Annotated in this window: 21 protein-coding genes and 1 pseudogene; 14 read left to right on the top strand and 8 right to left on the bottom strand. The window is 62.3% G+C overall.

Annotated elements, in window-relative coordinates:
• The first annotated feature begins 2 nt into the window (after window positions 1–2).
• A complete protein-coding gene (locus AB4O16_RS19740; RefSeq protein ID WP_460155601.1) occupies window positions 3–968 on the top strand; it encodes a 2-oxoglutarate and iron-dependent oxygenase domain-containing protein in 966 nt (321 codons plus the stop codon).
• An 82-nt stretch (window positions 969–1,050) separates the two neighbouring features.
• Window positions 1,051–2,004 carry an adenosine deaminase gene (locus AB4O16_RS19735; protein ID WP_160385962.1) on the top strand — a complete coding sequence of 318 codons (954 nt, stop codon included), beginning with the start codon at window positions 1,051–1,053 and terminating at the stop codon, window positions 2,002–2,004.
• An 80-nt stretch (window positions 2,005–2,084) separates the two neighbouring features.
• On the opposite strand, the gene AB4O16_RS19730 is transcribed toward AB4O16_RS19735, so the two are convergent.
• On the bottom strand, window positions 2,085–2,819 hold the full coding sequence (locus tag AB4O16_RS19730; RefSeq protein ID WP_460155600.1) for an ArsR/SmtB family transcription factor: 735 nt from the start codon (window positions 2,817–2,819) through the stop codon (window positions 2,085–2,087).
• 172 nt (window positions 2,820–2,991) lie between these two features.
• A complete protein-coding gene (locus tag AB4O16_RS19725; protein ID WP_460155599.1) occupies window positions 2,992–3,921 on the bottom strand; it encodes a LysR family transcriptional regulator in 930 nt (309 codons plus the stop codon).
• Window positions 3,922–4,047: 126 nt separating this feature from the next.
• Here AB4O16_RS19725 and AB4O16_RS19720 point away from each other — a divergent pair, with 126 nt between their 5' ends.
• Window positions 4,048–5,061: a zinc-binding alcohol dehydrogenase family protein gene (locus tag AB4O16_RS19720; protein WP_460155598.1), complete on the top strand. Its 1,014-nt coding sequence runs from the start codon at window positions 4,048–4,050 to the stop codon at window positions 5,059–5,061.
• A gap of 383 nt (window positions 5,062–5,444) precedes the next feature.
• Here AB4O16_RS19720 and AB4O16_RS19715 read toward each other — a convergent pair whose 3' ends face one another.
• Entirely contained in the window at window positions 5,445–6,641 is a 1,197-nt protein-coding gene (locus AB4O16_RS19715; protein WP_160385966.1) for a multidrug effflux MFS transporter, read from the bottom strand.
• Window positions 6,642–6,731: 90 nt separating this feature from the next.
• Complete coding sequence (locus AB4O16_RS19710) at window positions 6,732–6,929, bottom strand: heavy-metal-associated domain-containing protein (protein WP_160385967.1); 198 nt, start codon at window positions 6,927–6,929, stop codon at window positions 6,732–6,734.
• Between the two features lie 148 nt (window positions 6,930–7,077).
• Between AB4O16_RS19710 and AB4O16_RS19705 the strand changes: the two genes are divergently transcribed.
• The 3 genes from AB4O16_RS19705 to cueR all read left to right on the top strand — a co-directional run bounded on the left by AB4O16_RS19705 (window position 7,078) and on the right by cueR (window position 10,352).
• Window positions 7,078–7,461 (top strand): hypothetical protein, encoded by a 384-nt coding sequence (locus AB4O16_RS19705; RefSeq protein ID WP_460155597.1) that lies wholly within the window; start codon window positions 7,078–7,080, stop codon window positions 7,459–7,461.
• 87 nt (window positions 7,462–7,548) lie between these two features.
• Window positions 7,549–9,942 carry a heavy metal translocating P-type ATPase gene (locus AB4O16_RS19700; RefSeq protein ID WP_460155596.1) on the top strand — a complete coding sequence of 798 codons (2,394 nt, stop codon included), beginning with the start codon at window positions 7,549–7,551 and terminating at the stop codon, window positions 9,940–9,942.
• Window positions 9,939–10,352: a Cu(I)-responsive transcriptional regulator gene (gene cueR, locus AB4O16_RS19695; RefSeq protein ID WP_160385970.1), complete on the top strand. Its 414-nt coding sequence runs from the start codon at window positions 9,939–9,941 to the stop codon at window positions 10,350–10,352. Before AB4O16_RS19700 ends, cueR begins: the two co-directional genes overlap by 4 nt.
• Before the next feature lie 196 nt (window positions 10,353–10,548).
• Here cueR and AB4O16_RS19690 read toward each other — a convergent pair whose 3' ends face one another.
• Window positions 10,549–11,442: a PA4780 family RIO1-like protein kinase gene (locus AB4O16_RS19690; RefSeq protein WP_150719181.1), complete on the bottom strand. Its 894-nt coding sequence runs from the start codon at window positions 11,440–11,442 to the stop codon at window positions 10,549–10,551.
• A 343-nt stretch (window positions 11,443–11,785) separates the two neighbouring features.
• On the opposite strand from AB4O16_RS19690, the pseudogene AB4O16_RS19685 reads away from it, so the two are divergent.
• Window positions 11,786–12,976 (top strand): annotated as a pseudogene (locus AB4O16_RS19685) (cache domain-containing protein); the annotation flags it as partial.
• Window positions 12,977–13,066: 90 nt separating this feature from the next.
• Window positions 13,067–13,834: a methyl-accepting chemotaxis protein gene (locus AB4O16_RS19680; RefSeq protein WP_371319548.1), complete on the top strand. Its 768-nt coding sequence runs from the start codon at window positions 13,067–13,069 to the stop codon at window positions 13,832–13,834.
• 164 nt (window positions 13,835–13,998) lie between these two features.
• Here AB4O16_RS19680 and AB4O16_RS19675 read toward each other — a convergent pair whose 3' ends face one another.
• Window positions 13,999–15,276, bottom strand: a complete 1,278-nt coding sequence (locus tag AB4O16_RS19675; protein ID WP_460155595.1) for an acetyl-CoA C-acetyltransferase — start codon at window positions 15,274–15,276, stop codon at window positions 13,999–14,001.
• A gap of 232 nt (window positions 15,277–15,508) precedes the next feature.
• Between AB4O16_RS19675 and AB4O16_RS19670 the strand changes: the two genes are divergently transcribed.
• Window positions 15,509–16,861, top strand: coding sequence for a 3-oxoacyl-ACP reductase (locus AB4O16_RS19670; RefSeq protein WP_460155594.1), 1,353 nt, complete (start codon window positions 15,509–15,511; stop codon window positions 16,859–16,861).
• 2 nt (window positions 16,862–16,863) lie between these two features.
• On the top strand, window positions 16,864–17,718 hold the full coding sequence (locus AB4O16_RS19665; protein ID WP_160385974.1) for a MaoC family dehydratase: 855 nt from the start codon (window positions 16,864–16,866) through the stop codon (window positions 17,716–17,718).
• A gap of 591 nt (window positions 17,719–18,309) precedes the next feature.
• Here AB4O16_RS19665 and AB4O16_RS19660 read toward each other — a convergent pair.
• The gene (locus AB4O16_RS19660) at window positions 18,310–18,723 is read right to left on the bottom strand and encodes a response regulator (RefSeq protein WP_160389538.1); all 414 of its coding nucleotides are present in this window, start codon (window positions 18,721–18,723) and stop codon (window positions 18,310–18,312) included.
• 75 nt (window positions 18,724–18,798) lie between these two features.
• On the bottom strand, window positions 18,799–18,996 hold the full coding sequence (locus AB4O16_RS19655; RefSeq protein WP_150714498.1) for a Flp family type IVb pilin: 198 nt from the start codon (window positions 18,994–18,996) through the stop codon (window positions 18,799–18,801).
• A gap of 323 nt (window positions 18,997–19,319) precedes the next feature.
• Here AB4O16_RS19655 and cpaB point away from each other — a divergent pair, with 323 nt between their 5' ends.
• Genes cpaB through AB4O16_RS19635 form a run of 4 tightly spaced genes read left to right on the top strand, consistent with a single transcriptional unit; the run spans window position 19,320 to window position 24,015 of the window.
• Window positions 19,320–20,267, top strand: coding sequence for a Flp pilus assembly protein CpaB (gene cpaB, locus AB4O16_RS19650; RefSeq protein WP_460155593.1), 948 nt, complete (start codon window positions 19,320–19,322; stop codon window positions 20,265–20,267).
• A gap of 21 nt (window positions 20,268–20,288) precedes the next feature.
• A complete protein-coding gene (locus tag AB4O16_RS19645; protein WP_460155592.1) occupies window positions 20,289–21,551 on the top strand; it encodes a type II and III secretion system protein family protein in 1,263 nt (420 codons plus the stop codon).
• Window positions 21,548–22,738, top strand: coding sequence for an AAA family ATPase (locus AB4O16_RS19640; RefSeq protein ID WP_160389542.1), 1,191 nt, complete (start codon window positions 21,548–21,550; stop codon window positions 22,736–22,738). The genes AB4O16_RS19645 and AB4O16_RS19640 overlap by 4 nt, the downstream gene beginning before the upstream one ends.
• Entirely contained in the window at window positions 22,735–24,015 is a 1,281-nt protein-coding gene (locus tag AB4O16_RS19635) for a CpaF family protein (RefSeq protein WP_460155591.1), read from the top strand. Before AB4O16_RS19640 ends, AB4O16_RS19635 begins: the two co-directional genes overlap by 4 nt.
• Window positions 24,016–24,019 lie beyond the last annotated feature (4 nt).

The following is a 24,019-nucleotide window of genomic DNA, read 5'->3' as shown; positions in this document are numbered from 1 at the left end:
GTATGAACAGCCTTCCCCTCATCGACATCACCCCGCTCTACAGCGAAGACCAAATGGCCTGGCAAACTGTGGCCAAACAAATCGACCACGCCTGTCGCGAGTGGGGTTTCTTCTACATCAAGGGCCATCCGATTTCAGCGGCGCGCATCGACGCCCTTCTCGACCACGCCAAACGCTTCTTCGCCCAACCCGCCACCGAAAAACTCAGGATCGACATCACCCAGACCCGCCATCATCGCGGCTATGGCGCCATTGCCACCGAGCAACTGGACCCGAGCAAACCCAGCGACCTCAAGGAAACCTTCGACATGGGCCTGCACCTGCCGGCCGACCATCCTGACGTGCTGGCGGAAAAACCCTTGCGCGGCCCCAATCGCCATCCGTCGATACCCGGCTGGCAAGCGCTGATGGAGCAACATTACGTCGACATGCAGAGCCTCGCGCAAACGCTGTTGCGGGCGATGACCATGGCGCTGGGGATCGAGCGCGACTTCTTCGACAAACGCTTCAACGACCCGGTCAGCGTGCTGCGGATGATCCATTACCCGCCGCGCCATACTGCCAGTTCCACCGAGCAGCAAGGCGCCGGCGCCCACACCGACTACGGTTGCATCACCCTGCTCTATCAGGACGCCGCCGGCGGCTTGCAGGTACGCAACGTCAAGGGCGAATGGATCGACGCGCCGCCCATCGAAGGTACGTTCGTGGTCAACCTCGGCGACATGATGGCGCGCTGGAGCAACGACCGTTACCTGTCGACGCCGCACCGGGTGCTCAGCCCGCTCGGCGTGGATCGTTATTCAATGCCGTTCTTCGCCGAGCCGCACCCCGATACCCGCATCGAATGCCTGCCCGGTTGCCGGGATGAATCGCACCCGGCGAAATACCCGGTCACCACCTGCGCCGAGTTCCTGCTCTCGCGCTTCGCCGACACCTACGCTTATCGAAGGGAACCGCAAGCGGTGTGATGAACCGCCTGGTCAGGTTTTACCAATTGTTGCGGCAACCCTCTGTAGAATGGCGACCATTGCACCTGATGAGAACAGAATTATGTACGACTGGCTGAACGCCCTGCCCAAGGCAGAACTGCACCTGCACCTGGAAGGCTCGCTGGAACCCGAGCTGCTGTTCGCCCTGGCCGAGCGCAACAAGATCGCCTTGCCATGGGACGACGTCGAAACCTTGCGCAAGGCGTATGCCTTCAACAACCTGCAGGAGTTCCTCGACCTGTATTACCGGGGTGCCGATGTGCTGCGCACGTCCCAGGATTTCTATGACCTGACCTGGGCATACCTGCTGCGCTGCAAAGAGCAGAACGTGATTCACACCGAACCGTTCTTCGACCCGCAGACCCACACCGACCGTGGCATCCCGTTCGAAGTCGTGCTCAACGGCATCGCCGCGGCACTGAAGGATGGCGAACAGCAACTGGGTATCACCAGCGGTTTGATCCTGAGCTTCCTGCGCCACCTGAGCGAAGACGAGGCACAGAAAACCCTCGACCAGGCGCTGCCGTTCCGCGATGCGTTCGTCGCCGTGGGCCTGGACAGTTCCGAGATGGGCCACCCTCCGAGCAAGTTCCAGCGTGTGTTCGATCGTGCCCGTCACGAAGGCTTCCTGACCGTCGCCCACGCCGGTGAGGAAGGCCCGCCCGAATACATCTGGGAAGCCATCGACCTGCTGAAAATCCAGCGCATCGACCATGGCGTGCGCGCCATCGAAGACGAGCGCCTGATGCAGCGAATCATCGATGAGCAGATCCCGCTGACCGTGTGCCCGTTGTCGAACACCAAGCTTTGCGTGTTCGATCACATGTCGCAGCACAACATTCTCGACATGCTCGAACGCGGCGTGAAAGTGACGGTGAACTCCGACGACCCGGCGTACTTCGGCGGTTATGTCACCGAGAACTTCCATGCCCTGCACACCCACCTGGGCATGACCCAGGACCAGGCCAAACGCCTGGCGCAGAACAGCCTCGATGCGCGGTTGGTAAAACTGTAGGAGCTGGCTTGCCAGCGATGGCGCCCTCTCTTTCAACAAAAAAGCTGAATGTGGCGCCGCCGTCGCCGGCAAGCCGGCTCCTACAGCGCCATTTCCAACTCGGCCTCCCGGGCAAAGCGATGGATCTCGCGTTGCCCGGAGGCTGTCACCTGCAAGACTCGGGAATCGTTGAGCAGGCTCAGCCACCCCGACTGCATGAACAGCTGCAACAATGCCGCGCCCAGAGAGCCGCCCATGTGCGGGCGTCTTTCGCTCCAGTCCGGGCATGCGCAGGCGATCCTGCCGTTGTGATGGGCCAGCGCCTGGACGAACACGCCTCGTGCCGCCAACTCCGTCGCGCCCTTGAGCGTGACCTTGACCCGCTGATCTGAATGTTCGATCCAGCCGGCCTCCAGCAATCGCTGATACAGGTCGGCGGACAGGGTGCCTCCCAAGTGATCGTCGCACAGCCGGGCACTCAGCAAAGACGAACGCACTGACCGGGGTTTGACCAGCGGCGTAGGGCGCTTGAACACCTGCGCAGTATCCTGGGGTGCGCTGGCGAAGGTCGCGCTGGCCAGCGCTTCGATTGCCGCGCCGACCTCGGGAGCGGCCAGGCGGAAGAAACGTTTGCGGCCACGGCTTTCAACCCTCAACAGACCTCCAGCGGACAAACGTCCCAGGTGTGCACTGGCCGAAGACGGTGACAGGCCGGCCAGCAATGCCAACTCTTCGGTTGTTCGCGCGGAACCGTCCATCAAGGCCCACATCATCGCGCTGCGCTTTGGGTCAGCCAGCAATGTGGCGATCTGGCTGATGCAAGGTGCATGTTCCATGTATTCACTCCCTGTTGAATCGTTTCGTCTTCTGCCCAGAGTCATCTTGACCAGTATCGACGCTACTTCCATGACGAGGGCGTTAGTATATGCGGGTTGATCGCCGGATCCTGTCCTCTGCCCGGCATAGGTGGTGATCGTGCCTGAGAGAAATTTCTCTTTTTTCGTGCGATTAATGAGCGATATCCGCAACGCCCGGAAATTGACTACTCAACGAAGAGCATCGGCTGACAAGCATTTCGCGCAACAGGTTCACCGGCTTGCTCAATTGCGCCCGATGGGCACACAACAGATTCAACGGTGCGCGCTCACAGAGCAGTTCCGGCATCAACACCTTCAAGCGACCGGCCAGTACATCGGCGGCGACATCGAGCCAGGATTTGTAGGCGATCCCGGCACCGGCCACGGCCCACAGGCGAACGACATCGGCATCGTCACTGAAGCGATCGCCGCTGACGGTCAGGCTGACTTCGCGTTTGCCGTCGTGAAAACTCCAGTGATCGTGGACCCGGCTGCCGAGCATGTACAACAGGCAATTGTGCTGCGCCAGTTGCTCCAGATGCCGTGGCTCGCCATGGCGTGCCAGATAGTCGGGAGCGGCACACAGTACCCGGCGGTTCTGCGGGGCGATGGGCAGCGCCACCAGGCTGGAGTCTTCCGGCTCACCGTAGCGCAGGGCAATGTCCACCGGTTGGCGAAACAGGTCGGCGATACGGTCCCCCAGCAGCAGGCGCACGGTCAGTTTCGGATGTTCGCGCTGAAACTCGTCAAGCCAGGGCAACAGCAGGTTGCGGCCAAAGTCCGATGGCGCCGACAACTGCAGCACCCCGCTGACCTGGTCCTGACCACTGGCCAGCAATCGCCGGCCCTCGTCGAGATGACCAAGGGCCGCCCGGGCGTATTCGAGAAAGCCCTCGCCTTCGGCGGTCAGGCGCAGGCTGCGGGTCGAGCGGGCCAACAAACGCACGCCGAGTTGCTGTTCGATGCGCTTGAGCGCCGCACTGGCCACCGCCGCTGACATGTCCATGCCCCGCGCGGCGGCGGACAGACTGCCCAGGTCCGCCGCCCGGACAAACAACTGCAAGTCATCGAAACGCAGCATTCAGAACACCGATTATCAAAAAAATATTGAAAGAGACTGCTCTTTTAGCCGGTTTTATCTTCAGGAGAAATAGCCAATCATCTCTCCATCGAATCTCTTCCCTTATCCGTGTTCTGGAGCCGCCCCATGAAAGCCATTGCCTACTACGCCTCGTTGCCGATCAGTGATGACAACGCACTGCAAGACATCGAACTGCCGGAACCGGTTGCCGGTCCCCGCGACTTGCTGGTGGAAGTCAAAGCCATCTCGGTCAACCCGGTGGACACCAAGGTGCGCCAGAACGTCCAGCCCGAAGGCGGCGCGGCCAAGGTGCTGGGTTGGGACGTGGCCGGTGTGGTCAAGGCGGTGGGCAGTGAAGTGACGCTGTTCAAGGCCGGCGACAAGGTGTTCTACGCCGGCTCCATTGCGCGAGCAGGCGGCAACAGCGAGTTGCATGTGGTGGACGAGCGCATCGTCGGTCACATGCCCAAGACCCTGGGTTTCGCCGAAGCAGCGGCCCTGCCGCTCACCGCGATCACGGCGTGGGAACTGTTGTTCGAACGCCTGCAAGTCCGTGAAGGCAAAACCGCTGAAGGCCAGAGCCTGCTGATCGTCGGCGCGGCGGGTGGCGTGGGATCGATTCTCACGCAGCTCGCTCACCAACTCACGGCCCTGAAAGTCATCGGCAGCGCTTCGCGTCCACAGACTCAAAGCTGGGTAAAGGAACTGGGCGCCGACCTGGTGATCGACCATGGTCAGCCACTGAGTGAAGCCCTCAAGGATGCCGGGGTGGATCAGGTCACCCACGTCGCCAGCCTGACCCAGACCGACCAGCATCTGGACCAACTGGTCGAGGCATTGGCGCCCCAAGGCAAACTGGCGCTGATCGATGACCCCAAGTCGCTGGACGTGACCAAGCTCAAGCGCAAGAGCCTGTCACTGCACTGGGAGTTCATGTACACCCGTTCGCTGTTTGAAACCGCTGACATGATCGAGCAGCACAACCTGCTCAATCGCGTCGCCGGGCTGATCGACGCCGGGACCCTGAAAACCACGGTGGGCGAACACTTCGGCACGATCAACGCGGCCAATCTGCGCCGTGCCCATGCCCTGCTGGAAAGCGGCAAGGCCAAGGGCAAGATCGTGCTGGAAGGTTTCTGAAGCGGGGGTTTCCACTGCGACCGGGACGTCCCGGTCGCTGACAGCCCCTGTGAAGGCCATCGTAAAGCCATGTTTTTTTTAGTTACAAACCGTCAGTCCGACAGTTACCTCTTGTCACAATCGTGCTCGTATTCAGGACTACAATCGAATCTCCTGCGAGGCAGTCTTTTTGCGTAACGTCTTTTACAAGAGGAGATCGGCTATGAAGATCCTGATAAAAGAACTGGCAAAGTCCCAGTGGCAAGTCCGTCTTGATCAGCATGCGGTAACGTTCCGCAGCGAAGCAGAAGCTCGCGCTTTCACGCGCACTCTCGAAGCCCGCATCCACGCCCCTCACCAGATTCCCCCCTTCACCCGCAGCAGGCAGCCGGCTGATTCCAGCCTCAAACCTGGGTTTGCGCCAACGCCCGGGCCTTTTGCAAGCGCCGGGTGAATATCGCCACGCCCACCACCAGAATTCCACACAGGCTGATGACCATCGCCATCGGCACGGCGCTGCCGTCGTGCAGCACGCCCACCAGCGCAGAGGCACCGGCAGCCACGCTGAATTGCAGGCAACCGAGCAACGCCGAAGCGCTGCCAGCCCGCGCACCCTGCCCGTTCATCGCGAGGGCCGCGGCATTCGGACTGATGCAACCAAGGCTGGCGATACAGACGAACAACGGAATCAGCAGTGGCCACAGTTGTGCCGGGTGCAGGGAGCTGACCGCGAGCAGGGTCAAACCGGCTGCCAGATAAACCCACACCGCGCGCGCCAGCAAGAACATCGGGCCACGTTTGGCCAATAACCGCGCATTGACCTGCGCCACCAGAATGAAGCCCGCCGCATTGATGCCGAACAGCCAGCCGAAATGCTCGGCCGCAACGCCGTAAAGCTTGATGATGATGAAGGGTGAACCGGCGATGTAGGCAAACATCCCCGCGATGGCGATGCCCCCGGTCAAGGCATGGCCGAGGAACACCCGGTCGGCCAGCAACCGGCCGTACTGACGCAGCGCACCCGACAACGGTTGACGCGGCATGTGGGCCGGCATGCTTTCCGGCAATCCCGTCGCAACCGCCAGCCCCGCCAGCGCACTGAAACCGGTCAAGGCCAGGAAGATCGACTGCCAGCCCGCCGTGTTGACCAACAATCCACCCAGCAATGGCGCGAGGATGGGCGCAAGCCCCATCACCAGCATCAACTGCGAAAAGACTTTCGCCGAACCCACCGCATCACACTTGTCGCTGACCACCGCCCGGGAAATCACCATCCCCGCGCAGCCGCCCAGCGCCTGGATAAAACGTGCGCCGATCAGCCATTCCAGATTCGGCGCATAGGCGCACGCCACGGAGGCGACGGTGAACAGGCCGACACCGATGAGCAACGGAATGCGTCGCCCGAAACGATCCGCCACCGGGCCATAGGCCAACTGACCGATGGACAAGCCGAGGAAGTACGCCGCCAAGGTCATCTGGACGTGATTTTCGTCCGTCCCGAAAGCCAGGGCCATGGCCGGGAACGCTGGCAGATAGAAATCGATCGCCAGCGGACCGAAAGCGCTCAAGGCGCCGAGAATCAAAATGGTACGAAAGTTCATCAAGCATCCAGTGAGGCAGGAGTCGGCAGCCCGACAGTCTAGCCGCGCATGGACTTCTTGAACATTCCGGTAGCTCGCTAACTATTAAAATCAGGCCAGTTTGACGCCGTAGCCTTCTTCACTGATCGCCTCGATCACTTGCTGGGCGCTCAGCGCACTTTCGACACCGACCTCCCTGGCCGCCAGATCGACCCGCACACTGGCTGCCGGATCCCTGGCCTGCACCGCTTGAGTGATGGCCTTGACGCAGTGGCCACAAGACATGCCTTCAACGTTGAACACTTGCATGGGATGACTCCTTTTCCGAGGGTTGGGGCCAGTTTCGAGCTTGCCACCATGGCAAGGTCAAGTTCTGAAGTTAGCTGCCGGGCTGGCAATCGGCGCGACGCTCGGCCAAGCTGCGTCCATCAATGACTCGAACTCAGGAGATTCAGCCATGCGCTGGTCAGTTTTCAGCCTGTTTGGCTTTCTCAGCCTTTTCGCCGCCACGCCTTCGGTCAATGCTGCCGGTCAGGATTATGGCGTGCTGATCATTTCCCGCGAGCGCCTGGAAGTCGCGACCAATTGCGAAATCGGGGTGTATATCCAGGATCAACTGGCGGCGCGGCTGTTTCAGGAACAGAGCACCTCGTTCAATCTGCCGCCCGGCATCGTCTCGCTGCGCCTCAAACTGCTCCCGGGGCAGGCGCCGGGTTGCAATGCGGGCATGCTCGCGCCGGGTTCGCAGGAAATCCAGCTCAAGGCCGGGGATGTGCTCAAGTACCGCATCGCGATGACGCAGGAAGGGATGTACCTCAAGCGCGCCGGTCTCGGCTACTGATCGGCTGCTTGATCTGAAACATGGCACTTGACCTTGCCAGCGTGGCAAGGTTGATCCTGTGGTCATCTACTACAGGGAGTGCGACCGATGTCCGAATCCACCACGTTCGACCTGCCGATTGCCGGCATGACCTGCGCCAGTTGCGCCGGGCGGGTCGAGCGCGCCTTGAGCAAAGTCATTGGCGCCAGTGCCGTCAGCGTCAACCTCGCCACTGAACAGGCGCGGGTCCAGGCACCCGTCGACAGCCTGCCGGCCCTGATGGACGCCGTGGCCAGGGCCGGCTACAGCGTGCCGCAACACAGCCTGGAACTGAGCATCGACGGCATGACCTGCGCGTCCTGCGTCGGCAGGGTCGAGCGTGCGCTGGGCAAGGTGGCGGGAGTAAAAAGCGTCAGCGTCAACCTGGCCAACGAACGCGCCCACCTTGAACTGCTCGGTCGGGTCGACCCGCAAAGCCTGATCGCCGCCGTGAGCAAGGCCGGTTACAGCGCCAGCGTATGGGAAGCCGAACACCCGCTCACCGACAACCAGCAGCAACGCCTGCATCGCGAACGCCTGGCCTTGATCATGGCCATTGCCCTCGCCTTGCCATTGGTGTTGCCGATGCTGCTGCAACCGTTCGGCGTGCACTGGATGCTGCCGGCCTGGGCGCAGTTCGCCTTCGCCACGCCGGTGCAATTCATCTTCGGTGCACGGTTTTACGTCGCCGCGTGGAAAGCCGTGCGCGCCGGGGCCGGCAACATGGATCTGCTGGTGGCCCTGGGCACCAGCGCCGGTTATGGCTTGAGCCTGTACGAATGGGCCACCGCCGCCGGGCGCATGCCGCATCTGTATTTCGAAGCCTCGGCGGTGGTGATCGCGCTGGTGCTGCTGGGCAAGTACCTGGAAAGCCGCGCCAAGCGCCAGACCGCCAGCGCCATCCGCGCCCTCGAAGCCTTGCGTCCGGAACGGGCGATCCGGGTGATCGATGGCCACGAGCAAGAAGTCGCCATCAGCGACCTGCGCCTCGATGACCTGGTGATGGTCAAACCCGGTGAACGCTTCCCGGTGGATGGCGAAGTGGTCGAAGGCCAGAGCCACGCCGACGAAGCCCTGATCAGTGGCGAGAGCCTGCCGGTGCCCAAGCAGCCCGGCGACACCGTCACCGGCGGCGCGATCAACGGTGAAGGCCGGTTGCTGGTGCGCACCCGGGCCCTCGGTGCGGAAACCGTGCTGGCGCGGATCATCCGCCTGGTGGAAGACGCCCAGGCCGCCAAGGCGCCGATCCAGAAACTGGTGGATAAAGTCAGCCAGGTGTTCGTGCCCACCGTGCTGGTCATTGCCCTGGCGACGCTGATCGGCTGGCTGCTTTATGGTGCGCCGATGGAAACCGCGCTGATCAACGCCGTGGCAGTGCTGGTGATCGCTTGCCCGTGCGCCCTGGGCCTGGCCACGCCGACGGCGATCATGGCCGGCACCGGCGTGGCGGCGCGCTACGGGATTCTGATCAAGGACGCCGAAGCACTGGAGCGTGCCCATGAAGTCAGCGCGGTGGTGTTCGACAAGACCGGCACCCTGACCTCCGGCGCCCCGCGCATTGCACATCTGAGTGCCGTCGACGGTGATGAAGCGAGCCTGCTGCAATTGGCCGGCGCCCTGCAACGCGGCAGTGAGCATCCGCTGGCCAAGGCTGTCCTGGATGCCTGTGCCGAGCGTGGAATGAAGGTGGCCGATGTCAGCGACAGCCAATCCCTGACTGGTCGCGGCATCGCCGGCAGCCTCGAAGGGCGCCGCCTGGCGCTGGGCAATCGTCGCCTGCTGGAGGATAGCGGCTTGAATGCCGGGGCGCTGGCCGACTCGGCTATCGCGTGGGAAAAAGAAGGCCGAACCTTGTCCTGGCTGATCGAACAAACTCCCGAACCACGGGTATTGGGCCTGTTCGCCTTCGGTGACACGCTCAAGCCCGGCGCACTGCAAGCGGTGCAACAACTGAGCGCACGCAATATCAGCAGCCACCTGCTGACCGGCGACAATCGCGGTAGCGCCAGGGTGGTCGCCGAGGCGCTGGGCATCAATGACGTGCATGCCGAAGTGCTGCCGGCGGACAAAGCCGCCACCGTCGCCGCCTTGAAAGAAACCGGCGTGGTGGCGATGGTCGGTGACGGCATCAACGACGCCCCGGCACTGGCCGCCGCCGATATCGGCATCGCCATGGGCGGCGGCACCGACGTCGCCATGCACGCGGCCGGCATCACCCTGATGCGCGGTGACCCGCGACTGGTGCCGGCCGCGCTGGAGATCAGCCGCAAGACCTACGCCAAGATCCGCCAGAACCTGTTCTGGGCCTTCGTCTATAACCTGATCGGCATTCCGCTGGCGGCGTTCGGCTTCCTCAATCCGGTGCTGGCTGGTGCGGCCATGGCGTTGTCGAGCGTCAGCGTGGTGAGCAATGCGCTACTGTTGAAAACCTGGAAACCCAAGGACCTGGAGGACAACCGATGAACATCGGCCAAGCGGCCCGCCACAGCGGCCTAAGCGCGAAGATGATCCGTTATTACGAATCCATCGGCCTGCTCAAGGCAGCCCATCGCACCGACAGCGGCTACCGGGTATACGGCGACGGCGACCTGCACACACTGGCGTTCATCAAGCGCTCGCGGGACCTGGGGTTTTCCCTGGAAGAAGTCGGCAAGTTGCTGACCCTCTGGCAAGACCGCCAGCGCGCCAGCGCCGACGTGAAAGCCCTGGCCCGCCAGCACATCGATGAGTTGAACCGGAAGATCCGTGAGCTGGGGCAGTTGCGCGACACCTTGCAGGACCTGGTCGAGCACTGCCATGGCGACCATCGGCCGGATTGCCCGATTCTGAAGAATCTGGAATCGGGGTGTTGTGCTGAACCGGCTCAAGCCTGATGCATTGAAGCCGGCTGTACCGACGCCATCGCGGGCAAGCCCGCTCCCACAGTGTTTGCGGCCGATCACAAATTCTGCACACATGCACAAATCCCTGTGGGAGCGGGCTTGCCCGCGAAGGCGGACTAACAGTCGACACAGGTATTGAATCTGTAACCCACAAAAAACCCGGCCGAAGCCGGGTTTTTTTAACCGATCACTGCATCCAAGGCGGAGGCGGTTCTTCGGTCTTGCCCGGCGGAGCATCGTCCGCCGCGCGTACGGCTTGCTTGCGCTCTTCATCCAGGCGCGCGGCCTCGATCTCGCGCATGATGCCGCCCACGTCGGCCAGCTCTTCCGTTTCGGCGAACTCGCCGGTCAGGACACTGGCCGGGTGCAAGGTGCCGGCCTCGTACAGGGCCCACATTTCCTTGGCGTACCTGGTCTTCTTCAACTCCGGGGCAAACCGCCCGAAGTAAGACGCCATGTTGCCCACATCGCGCTCCAGCATGCTGAACGCGTGGTTGTTGCCCGCGGCATCCACCGCTTGCGGCAGGTCGATGATCACCGGGCCGGTCGGTGTCAGCAGCACGTTGAACTCGGACAGGTCACCGTGCACCAGACCGGTACACAGCATCAGCACGATCTGCGAAATCAGATACGCGTGATACTCGCGGGCCTGGTCCGGCTCCAGCACCACATCGTTCAGGCGCGGCGCGGCGTCACCGTACTCGTCGGCCACCAGTTCCATGAGCAGTACGCCTTCGAGGAAGTCGAACGGCTTGGGCACCCGCACACCGGCACTGGCCAGACGGAACAGCGCCGCCACTTCGGCGTTCTGCCAGGCGTCTTCGGTTTCCTTGCGGCCAAACTTGGAGCCCTTGGCCATTGCCCGGGCCTGACGGCTATTGCGTACCTTGCGGCCTTCCTGATACTCGGCCGCCTGACGGAAACTGCGTTTATTCGCCTCCTTGTAGACCTTCGCGCAACGTAACTCGTTGCCGCAGCGCACCACATAAACAGCTGCTTCTTTACCACTCATGAGTGGGCGCAGCACCTCGTCGACCAGACCGTCCTCGATCAGGGGTTCAATGCGTTTTGGAGTCTTCATCAGCTTTTATTGTGGGTCCTTTATTACCAAACACGCGAAAGTCATTCGTTATACGGCAATCCATCCACGGGGGGAGGGGTTGCCGACTCATGAGTATTGCAGAAGCACACAATGTGCCGATTTCACCGGGTAAAACCGACGACCGCCACCGGTCGGAGCAGATCATAGCCGAGCTTGCGTCAGTTGTTGTGCAAGGGCATTGAGGGCAATTGCGACAGAAGCTGACATCACAGCTCGCACCTTCCGTAGGATTTTTCCCATCAGGCCTCAATTTCCTCCGACAACAGCCGAAGTCCTTAGTGACAAAGTGATTTGTCCGACAATCGCTCCCCCAATAATAGCGATGCCGCACTCAAGGACCCGGGTTGACCAAGAACGTTTACGGCTGCCAATAAACCGCGAGTCATCTGCACTGCGTGGGCCTACAAGAAAATCTGGAGCGCGGATGAACATCAAACAGAAGTTGACCTGGGCGTTTGCAATCATCGCCTGCCTGCCCGTGGTGCTGGTCGCCACGCTCGTTGTGCTGAACCTGCGCAGTGATGCCAGGGACGAATTCATCGACGGCAGTGCCCGCGAAATTCGTCAGGTCAGCAACGCCATGCAATTGTTCTTTGACGGCATCAGCCAGAACGTCGATTACCTGGCCAAGCAGCCGTTGATCCGAAATTCCGACGACAGCCTCAAGACTTACATGGCTGCCAACGCCGAGAGCGTCCCCCAGGGCGAGGCGGACAAGAAAGTCTTCACCCTGCTCCAGGACCTGGGCAACAGTCACCCGTCTTACGCCTATGCCATCCTCGGCACGGCGGCCGGCGGCTACGTGTCGTGGCCGGATGATCCGAAACTGAACAACTACGACCCGCGCCAGCGCCCCTGGTACAAGGCCGCCCAGGCCAAGCCGGGCAAGCCGTTCCGTACCGAGGCCTATTACTGGGCCCAGGACGACGCGACCTACGTCAGCACCGTGCGCACCATCGACAACAAGCTGGGCACCAACGGCGGTGTGGTCAGCATCGATGTGACGCTCAAGCAGCTCACCGAAATCGTCAAGCAGATCAAGCTCGGTGAAACCGGCTACCTGATGCTGCTGGAAAACACCGGCATGGTCCTGGTGGATCCGAAACAACCGGAACACAACTTCAAACCGCTGAACAGCCTGGGCGACGGCTACGCGCAACTGGCCAAGGCCGGCAAGGGCCTGGTGGAAGTGGAATTGAATGGCGAGCGCTACATGGCCAACGTCTGGCCGTCGGAGCAGCTGGGCTGGACCTTCATCGGCCTGATCAAACAGGACGACGTGATGAGCTCCGCGACCCAGTTGACCTGGCTGATCGCGATCATCGCCGCCGTACTGGCGGTCATCTTCGCCGTCGTCGGCGCCAGCTTTGCCAGCCTCATCGTGCGCCCGATCCGCAGCGTGGCCAGCGGCCTGGAAGGCATCGCCCAGGGCGAAGGCGACCTGACCCAGAACCTGCAAATCCGCGGCAGCGACGAAACCGCGCAACTGGCCAACTGGTTCAACCAGTTCCTGGCCGCGATTCGCAACCTGATCCAGAACATCGGCGGCGCGGCAGGCAAGATCCTCGCCACGTCCAAGAGCTCGACCCAGGTCTCCAGCGACATGGCCGAAGCCGCCGGGCGCCAGCGCGAAGCGGTGGACATGGTGTCCACGGCGTTCCACGAAATGGTCGCCACCGCCAACGAAGTCGCGCGCTCTTGCAGCCAGGCGGCGGAATCGGCCGACAGTGGCCAGCGCCAGGCGCGCGAAGGTCAGCAGCAGATCGATGCGGCGGTGAACAGCGTGGATCGCCTGAGCCAGGAAATCGAACAGTCGGCCCAGTCGATGCAGCAACTGGAGCGTGACAGCAATGACATCCAGTCGATCCTCGGGACCATCCGTTCAATCGCCGAACAGACCAACCTGCTGGCGCTGAACGCCGCGATCGAAGCGGCACGGGCCGGTGAACAGGGTCGCGGTTTTGCCGTGGTGGCCGACGAAGTGCGCGCCCTGGCCAAGCGCACCGCCGATTCCACCGCAGAAATCGACGGGCTGCTGGGCAACCTGGCCAAACGCACCAGCCAGGTGACCCAACAGATGCACGCCAGCCTGGAAGTCTCCCAGCAATCGGTGACGCGCATCGGCGAGGCGCGCAACAGCTTCGGGCAGATTCGCGAGTCGGTGGACGTGATCCGCGACATGAACACCCAGATCGCCACGGCGGCGGAACAACAGCATCAAGTGGCCGAAGACATCAACCGGCACATCAGCCAGATCCATGGCGATGCGCAACTGGTGGCGGAACTGGCCAACTCGGCGCGCCTGGACTCCCAGAGCCTGGCCGGGTTGTCGAATGAACTGGACGGGTTGGTGCGCAGGTTTCGTACTTAACCCGCAAGCTCGCTCCCACAAGATTTCAGTGTCGTTCACATAATCTGAGCCAAACACAAAACCTGTGGGAGCGAGCTTGCTCGCGATGAGGCCAGCAGTTTCAACATCTTTGTTGACTGACACACCGCTATCGCGAGCAAGCTCGCTCCCACAGTTTTTTGTGTTCAGCGTTCGATAATGGCAGTCACACCCTGCCCACCCGCCGCACAGATCGAAATCAGTCCCCGCCCCTTGCCCGCCGCATCCAGCAACTTCGCCAGGTTGGCGACGATGCGCCCGCCCGTGGCGGCAAACGGATGCCCCGCCGCCAGTGAACTGCCCTTGACGTTGAGCCGGCTGCGGTCGATCGAGCCCAGCGGCGCATCGAGCCCCAGACGGGCTTTGCAGTACTCGGGATCTTCCCAGGCCTTCAAGGTGCACAGCACTTGCGCAGCGAAGGCTTCGTGGATTTCGTAATAGTCGAAGTCCTGCAAGGTCAACCCGTTGCGCGCCAGCAACCGTGGCACGGCGTAGACCGGCGCCATCAACAAGCCTTCCGCGCCGTTGACGAAATCCACCGCCGCCGCCTCGCCGTCGCGCCAGTAAGCCAGAATCGGCAAGCCTCGCGCCTTCGCCCACTCTTCGCTGCCCAGCAACACCAGTGACGCACCATCGGTCAGTGGCGTGGAGTTGCCTGCGGTCAGGGTGCCCTTGGCGCTTTTCTCATAGGCCGGCTTGAGCGCTGCGAGCTTTTCCAGCGTGGAGTCCGGGCGCAGGTTGTTGTCGCGGGTGAGCCCCAGGAAGGGTGTCATCAGGTCGTTGTGCCAGCCTTCGGCGTAGGAAGCCGCCAGTTTCTGATGGCTCTCGAGCGCCAGTTGATCCTGCGCTTCGCGCGGGATGTTCCAGGTCTGGGCCATCAGCTCGCAGTGCTGGCCCATGGACAACCCGGTGCGCGGCTCGCCATTGCGCGGGAACTCCGGGATCAGATGCCTGGGGCGCAACTGCAGGAAGGTTTTCAGTTTGTCGCCGGTGCTCTTCGCGCGGTTGGTTTGCAGAAGGATTTTGCGCAGCCCTTCGCTGACACTGATCGGCGCATCCGAAGTGGTGTCCACGCCACCGGCGATGCCGCAGTCGATCTGGCCCAGGGCAATCTTGTTCGCCACCAGCAACGCCGCCTCCAGCCCGGTTTCGCATGCCTGCTGGATGTCATAGGCCGGGGTGGCGGGCGACAGGCGCGAACCCAGTACGCACTCGCGCGTGAGGTTCATGTCCCGCGACAGCTTGAGCACCGCCCCGGCGACCACTTCGCCAATGCGCTGGCCGTGCAGGTTGTAACGCTCGATCAGGCCTTCGAGGGCGGCGGTGAGCATCACCTGGTTACTGGCCGTGGCGTAGGGGCCGTTGGAGCGGGCGAAGGGAATCCGGTTACCGCCGATGATCGCGACGCGGCGCAGTTGGGTCATAAGAACTCCTGGTGAATGATTCAAATCGAAAACCGCCCCCTGTAGGAGCGAGCTTGCTCGCGATGAGTTGGAAGGCGACGCATTTCTCGAGACGATACGCGTCATCGTTCACGACCATCGCGAGCAAGCTCGCTCCTACAATGTAACCAAGCGTAGGCCTTATCTCGTGGATCGAACGACTGATCGCCATTCATGGTCCACACTTTGAACCCCAGCTTTCGGAGCGCGTTCCATGTCTGACCGCTATATCGACTTCGCCAACTCGTCCATCGGCCACCGTCTGGTCGGCGCCCTGGGGTTGCCGGCACCGACTCGACTGGAGCGCTGGCAAGCAGGCCGGCTGCGGCCCGTGGAAGGTGCGCTGCTGATCGGCGGCGGGCCGTTGGCCGAACGCGTCAACGCCTTCGCCAACCGCCTGACCGACGCGATCTACAGCTACGGCACCGAGCCTTCGATGGCCACGGCGTGGATTCCCGGCCACGGCCCCAAACTCAAGGCCGTGGTGTACGACGCCAGTGACCTGCTGCACACCGACCAGCTCAAGCAACTGCGCGAATTCTTCCAGCCGCTGATGAAGAACCTCGATCACTGCGCGCATCTGGTGATTCTCGGGCGCGACCCGCAAACCCTGCGCGACCCGTTCGCCGCCAGCGCGCAGCGTGCCCTGGAAGGTTTCAGCCGTTCACTGGCCAAGGAGTTGCGCAGCGGTGGCACCCTGCAACTGATCTACGTCGGCGAAGGTGCCGAGGCGCAGCTGGAAGGCCCGCTGCGGTTTTTCCTCTCGCCCAAAAGCGCCTTCGTCTCCGGGCAGGTCATTCGCCTGAATCCGTGCTCGACGCCCGTCAGCGACTGGACGCGCCCGCTCGCCGGACGCAAGGCACTGGTGACCGGCGCGGCACGGGGCATTGGCGCAGCCATTGCGGAAACCCTGGCCCGTGACGGCGCCGAGGTCATCCTGCTCGACGTGCCACCGGCCAAAACCGATCTCGAAGCTCTCGCCGCACGCCTCGGCGGGCACAGCATCACCCTCGACATCTGCGCCGAAGACGCCGCTGCGCAGTTGATCGAACAGTTGCCCGACGGCCTCGACATCCTGGTGCACAACGCTGGCATCACCCGCGACAAAACCCTGGCCAACATGACCCCGGAATTCTGGGACGCCGTACTGGCGGTCAACCTCAATGCCCCCCAAGTGCTGACCAAGGCCCTGCTCGACGGCGGCACCCTGCACGACAACGGCCGGGTGATCCTGCTGGCGTCCATCAGCGGCATCGCCGGCAATCGCGGGCAAACCAATTACGCGGCGAGCAAGGCCGGGCTTATTGGCCTGGCCCAAGCCTGGGCGCCGCTGCTCAGCGAACGCGGTATCAGCATCAATGCGGTGGCGCCGGGCTTCATCGAAACACAGATGACCGCGCACATCCCCTTCGGCCTGCGCGAAGCCGGACGACGCATGAGCTCCCTCGGCCAGGGCGGCTTGCCACAGGACGTTGCCGAAGCCGTGGCCTGGCTGGCGCAACCGGGCACAGGCGCGTTCACCGGGCAAGCGTTGCGCGTGTGCGGGCAAAGCGTTCTGGGGGCTTAAGGATGATTACCGACTGGCACACACTCAACCGCGAACCCAGCCTGCCGGGGTTATACGCCCGTGCAGCGACGCGACGCAAAATCACCGGCACCACCCTGCCCGACTCCGGCTTGCGTTGCTGGGTCGATGTCGATCCCAAGCGCCTTGCGGCCTATCGCAAAGTCTGCGGCTTCGCCGACAACGGCCTGCTGCCGCCAACCTACCCACACATCCTCGGCTTTGCCTTGCAGATGCAATTGCTCACAGCCAAAGACTTCCCGTTCCCGCTGCTGGGCCTGATTCACCTGAGCAATCGCATCCGCGTGCTGCGCCCCATGGGCGCAGTGAATCGGGTGCGCGTCAGCGTCCAGGTAGAAAACCTGCAACCCCACGCCAAAGGCGCGACATTCGATCTGCTGACCACCCTCGACGACCAACTGGGCCCCTTGTGGGAAGCGCAAAGCCAAATGCTCTGCCGCGGCGTCAAACTCGAAGGCGACCCCCTCGAAGAAAACCTGACACCGAGCCTGGCCCTCAGCGAAATCGAGCACTGGAAAGCCCCCTCCGACATCGGCCGGCAATACGCCAAGGTGTCCGGCGACTACAACCCGATCCACCTCAGCGCAGCCAGCGCCCGACTCTTCGGCTTCCCCACCGCCATCGCTCATGGCTTGTGGAACAAGGCGCGCACGTTGGCGGCATTGGCCGGGCATCTGCCAACAGCGAATGTCGAGATCACGGTGCAGTTCAGGAAACCGGTACGGTTGCCCAGTGAGGTGACATTGCTCGCCAGTGCGCCAAGGTCGATCGGGGATTTGCAGTTAGCGGGCGCCGGGGAACTTGAGCATATGGTTGGGCATTGGCGGCCGGTGGCTTGATAAGGCGGGAATGTACAGCCAGATAATCAGGCCGGCCGGTAGGCCGCCATCGCTAGCAAGCCAGCTCCTACAAGGGATCGACGTATGTCTGGGAGATACTGGTTGGCTGGCAGGCCGCCATCGCTAGCAAGCCAGCTCCTACAAGGGATCGACGTATGTCTGGGAGATACTGGTCGGCCGTTAGGCCGTCATCGCTGGCAAGCCAGCTCCTACAGAAAAGCCGCGTACATCCGCTGCTCTTCACCACTCAACAGGCCGAGCGTTAGCTCGCCTGCAGCTCTTGATCTTGATCCACCCGCCCCCTCGGAAGGCTGAGTGGAGGTGTTCATCCGGGGATTGGCGCGCAGCGCCGTTCGACGCAGTCGAACTCATCGCATGTAGGTGCCAGCGAAGCCAACCGGAGGGCGATGCCCCCGGATGGATACCGGAGCGAAGGAACGCCGAGCCTAGGCGAGGGGCCGGACGCAAGGGGCGAGCGTTTTTTTGGTTATTTTTTTACTGGGCCGGCACTCCGGGCGCTTGTAAAAAAAGTGACTCGCCGTAAGGGCGAAACCGCCAGCCGCCGTTACCGAAAAAACGGATATGCCCCCATCACCTCCTAACCAAGTAAACCTGAGGCAACGGAAACAGATTATTCAGCGTCTCCAACAACCGCACGTGATAAATCGGCTTGCGAAAAAGATCCAACACCTGCAACCGCAACATATCACTCACATCGTCCATATCCGCATGCCCCGACATCACAATCACCGGCAAATGCTCACGAGCCGTATGCTCACGCAACCGCCTGATCAACGACATGCCACTCTCCTCCGGCATGCGCAAATCAGTAATCACCAAAGCAATGTCAGGATGCCGCGTCAGATGCTGCAACGCGAGCTTGACCGAAGTGGCGGTAAAACAATTGAACCCCTCGCCCTCCAGCAACTCCGCCAATTCAAGCAGTGCGTCCTCTTCGTCATCCACCAGAAGCAACTGTTGGCGTGGCTGTGCGAGAGCGTTCATGAGACAACACCTGCATTGGACGAAGCGCTGACGTAAGGAACCGTTTTAAACAATGGCAAATGACCGATTTCCTTGTCACAGCGACCCTGAGATCGTGGTGAACATCGTGGTGACCGCCGTCTTGATCGGCGTCACGAAAGCAGCCAACGCAACCGCCACCATCCCGGCAATCATGGCGTACTCAATGCCCGAAGCCCCCTCGGTGTCCTTGGCGAGGTTTTTGTAGAAAACGATCTCGGATTTGACCTTCTGAACAAGCTTGGAAAAAGACATGACATTCTCCTGGACGACGACGGGTGTTGCACGGACGCAACATGATTCCCCAGTGCCAGCACCAGCATTGTCGGCATTCCCCGGCCCAACAACTGTAAATACGCATTAACACTAAAGTATTAACCGTTTCGTTGACGTCAAAAAACCGGTCATTTCGTCGCAAGTTCGCACTTTCGTTAGATATTTCCCCCACGGTAATGGCATTTCGCTCTAGCTGAGCTACCGTCACATAGCGAAATAGTTCCATGTTCATAGCTGCCTGATTGCGAAGTTGTCTCGTCGGAAAGGACGAGTTTTTGCGCAGCAGGAAAGGGAGAGCCTACATGAACAGCCGTGTCACTCTGGGCCTCGCCGGATTGTTTCTGGTCGGTGCCATCATTGCCGGGTACTGGGGGCTCGCATTGAGTCGTCAGCCGGCCCCTGAACCCGTTGCCCAAACCACCGTCAGCGCAGCGCCCGCCAACGCCCAGGTGCCTGCTCCGGCAGAAGACCCTACCCTTCATCCCGTGGTCGTGCTGATCAACGATGTTGCGCCGTTTGCGCCGATCACCGCCGCCGATGTCACCCTGGAAAAACTGCACACCGTGCCCGCCGGCAGCCTGACCAGCCTTGACCAGGCGATTGGCCGCACACCCTGGCGCGCCCTCCCCGCCGGCAACTGGCTCAACGATGAAAGCTTCGAAGCCGGCAGCAAGCTGTCACGGATGATCCGCCCCGATGAGCGCGCCCTGGCGGTTGCCGTGGACGAAGTGGTCAATGCCGGCGGGCAACTGACACCCGGCGACTATGTCGACGTGCTGCTGTTCCTGCGCATGGACAGCCTCAACGTTCAGCCAACGGCACAACTGGTGGTGCCGGCCTTGCGGGTGCTCGGGGTCGGCGAACAACTGGGCCTGACCAACGACGGCCAGCCTGCCAGCCCGGCGCGCAGCGCCGAAGAAAAACTCAGGCTGGATCAATCGCGCGTCACGGCCCGGACGGTGTTGCTCGCCGTTCCCGAACAACTGGTGAGCCGCCTGATGCTCGCGACCCAGGCCGGCGTGTTGCGCCTGGCCGTGCGCAGCGCCGAGGAAAAACGCCTGGCGCGCTACTGGGCCGGCGAAAGCAACTCGGCTGCCAGCCTGGCCAATGCCAACCGCGAGCTGTTGCAGTTCAGCCAACTGGCCATGACGGCGCCGCCCAAACCAGTCGCGACAAACTCTGCAACCACGCCGCGCAAGCCGAGCGTGGAAGTCATTCGCGGCAACGAAATCACTCAACAAGCACCCTGAATCGAGCAAGGACGCCTTTCCATGCGCAGACGTTTTACGCCGTTGTTCAACGGCATGATCTGGGTCGCTTTGCTCGGCGGCCTGCCAGCCGGTGCGGTCTCGGCGGCGGTGGGCAATTGCGCCACGCTCGGTCCGTTGCCGGCGGCGATGGAAGTCGGCGAAGGGTTGCAACAGGAACTGCAATCGCCGGTGGCCGTCACCCGCGTGGCCGTGGGCGACCCGAAAATTGCCGACGTGCGGGTCAACGGCAGTCAGGCCTTGCTGCTCACCGGCATGGCCCCCGGCGCCACCAGCCTGATGGTCTGGACAGCCTGCGCCAGCGCGCCGCGCCAGAGCATGGTGTTCGTCCAGGGGCGCGCCACCGCCGCCATGACCAGCGCCAGCAAGTTGCCCTCCGATAACCCGTTGCTGCCGTCCCAGGTGCAGACCGACATCCGCTTCGTCGAAGTCAGCCGCACCAAGCTCAAGGAAGCCAGCACCTCGATCTACGGCAAGAACTCGAACTTCCTGTTCGGCTCGCCCGGCACCGTCCCCAACACCGCCGTGACGCCCCGGGTATTCCCGCTGCGCAACCTCGACCCACGCATCGCCGTGCCGAGCATTCCGCTGGCCAACGACATGTTCAACATCGTCGCCGGCGGCGGTAACTTCCTCGCCATTATCAATGCCATGGAAAGCAGCGGTTTTGCCTACACCCTGGCGCGGCCCAGCCTGGTGGCGATCAGCGGACAAAGCGCGAGCTTCCTCGCCGGCGGAGAAATCCCGATTCCGATCCCCAGCGCCAACAGCAACAGCTACTCCATCGAATACAAGGAATTCGGCATCCGCCTGACGCTGACGCCGACCGTGGTCAGCAATGACCAGATCGCCCTCAAGGTCGCGCCCGAAGTCAGCGAACTGGACTACAACAACGCCGTGACCATCGGCGGCACCACGGTACCGGCCTTCACCATCCGACGCACCGACACCAGCATCTCCCTGGCCGATGGCGAGAGCTTTGTCATCAGCGGCTTGATCAGCACGCAAAACACCTCGCAGGTGGACAAGTTTCCGGGGCTGGGCGATATCCCGATTCTCGGCGCGTTTTTTCGCAGCTCTTCGATCAACCGCGAAGAACGCGAACTGCTGATGATCGTCACGCCGCACCTGGTGCAGCCGCTGGCCGCCAACGCCCAACTGCCGTCGCTACCCGGTGAACAACTGCGCAACTACGACCCGAACTGGTATCGAATGTACTTCCTCGAAAACGGCAACTTCGATAAACGCAGCGGGTTATCGCAATGAGCCAGAACCTCAGTCAAACCTTCCTCGCAATCACGCGCAACAGCACCGACCTGGAATGGCTGCAAGGTGCGCTCGCGCCCCTGGGCCAAGTGGTCAGCGCCGGTGGCGGCAGCCTCGATGAACTCCTGGCACTGGTCGACGTGACCTTCGCCAGCCTGGTGTTCATCGGCCTGGACCGCGACCACGTGGTGGCGCAGAGCGCGTTGATCGAAGGCGCGCTGGAAGCCAAGCCGATGCTGGCGATCGTCGCGCTGGGCGACGGCATGGACAACCAGCTGGTACTCAATGCGATGCGCGCCGGGGCCCGGGATTTCGTGGCCTATGGTTCACGCTCCAGTGAAGTCGCAGGGCTGGTGCGGCGCCTGAGCAAACGCCTGCCCGCCGTCACGCCGAATACGCACCTGGGCGGCCTGACCGTGCTGTATGGCGTGCAAAGCAGCGCCGACGGCGCATTGCTGGCCACGCACATGGCGCAAGTGGTGCAAAAGAGCGGTCAACATACGCTGCTGCTGGACCTGGGTTTGCCTCGCGGTGACAGCCTGGCGTTGCTCGGCCTGGAGAGCTCGTTTCACTTCGGCGATGCCTTGCGCCATCTGCGCCGGCTGGACGCCACACTGATCGACAGCGCCTTCACCAGTTGCGCCGAAGGCTTGCGCATCCTCGCTTACGCCGCGGGCGATGAACCACTGGAACACACCAGCGCCGCCGAGTTGTACATGCTCCTCAGCGCCTTGCGCCAACACTTCCAGCACATCGTGGTGAACCTCACCGGGCAGCCGGACAGCGAAGCGCTGCGCACCTTCGTCAGCCATTGCGACAAACTGCTGTGGTACACCGACCAGAACGTTCTCGATTGCCGCCGCAACCTCGCGGTGCTCAATCTGTGGCGCGAAAAAGGCATGAAGCTCGATCACGCCAAATTGCTCGTGGACCGCTACCTGCGCAACGTCGCCCCGGACTCTGACACCCTGGGCAAGACGTTCGGCCTGGAGATCATCGCCACCCTCGCCTACAGCCCGGAAGTACGCCTCAACGCCAAGAACCAAGGCCTGACCTTGTTCGAACTGGCCCCTCGCGAAGGCCTCACCCAGGGCCTGCGCGCCCTCGGCGACCGCCTGGCCAAACGTTCCGAAGGCCTGGCCAAACCCAAGACCGGCTGGTTCAACCGCTTGAGGGGCGCACAATGAACGGTGAAAAACTCTTCGGTTCGCCCCAGCGCGGCGCGGTCGGCAACACCGACCACGAAGGCCTGAAACTGGTGTTGCACCGCTACATCATCGACGCCATCGAAGAGTCCGGGAAAAACCTGCTGGAAGGTTCGCGGCAGGTGCTGTCGCAGTTCGTGATCGACAAAGTGGCCGAGTACATCGCGCGCTTGCACCTGGCGATTTCCCGCTACGAAATGGAGCGTCTGGCCGAAGAGATCGTCGACGAGCTCACCGGTTTCGGCCCGCTGGAAGTGCTGCTGCGCGACACGGCGGTGACCGAGATTCTGGTCAACGGCCCGCACCGGGTGTTTGTCGAACGTGACGGCGTGCTGCATCTGAGCGACTTGCGCTTCATCGATGCGCACCACGTCGAACGCGTCATGCAGCGGATTCTCGCGCCGCTGGGCCGACGCCTCGACGAGTCCTCACCGATGGTCGACGCGCGCCTGCCGGACGGCAGCCGGGTCAACGCGATCATTCCGCCGATTGCCCTCGATGGCCCGTGCCTGTCGATCCGCAAATTCCGCCAGGACATGCTCAAGAGCACCGACCTGATGGCGATGCAGACCATCGACCAAGCGATTTACGAATTCATTCAGGAAGCCGTGGGCAAACGCTGCAACATCCTGATCAGCGGCGGCACCGGCACCGGCAAGACCACGCTGCTGAACATTCTCAGCCAGTTGATCAACCCGCACGAACGCCTGGTCACCATCGAAGACGTCGCCGAACTGCAACTGGGCCACCCTCACGTCGTGCGCCTGGAAACCCGGCCACCGAATGCCGAAGGCCATGGCGAAGTCAAAGCCAGCGACCTGATTCGCAACGCCCTGCGGATGCGGCCGGACCGGATCATCCTCGGCGAAATTCGCGGCGTCGAAGTGGTCGATGTGCTCACCGCCATGAACACCGGCCACGACGGTTCCATGAGTACCGTACACGCCAACAACGCCCAGGATGCGCTGCTGCGCCTGGAGACCCTGGTAGGCCTGACCGGCCGCAGCATCGCCGAACGCACCCTGCGGCAGATGATCTGCGCGGCGCTCGACGTGGTCATCCAGCTCACCCGCATGCCCGACGGTCGCCGCTGCGTCAGCGAAGTGGTGGAAGTCGTCGGCGTGCGAGACGACGTGTATGTCACCAACACCCTGTTCCGTCTCGATCGCCGCACAGGTTTCGGTTTCCTGCGCGAAGCGGTCAACCCGGCGGGCGACAAACTGCGCCGGGACTCGGCGCTGTCTCCTTCGGCGTACTGAGGCC

The sequence above is a fragment of the Pseudomonas sp. S2_H10 genome, from assembly GCF_054668285.1.
The sequence above is the reverse complement of the archived record's forward strand: the minus strand, read 5'-3'. Positions and strand labels throughout refer to the sequence as shown.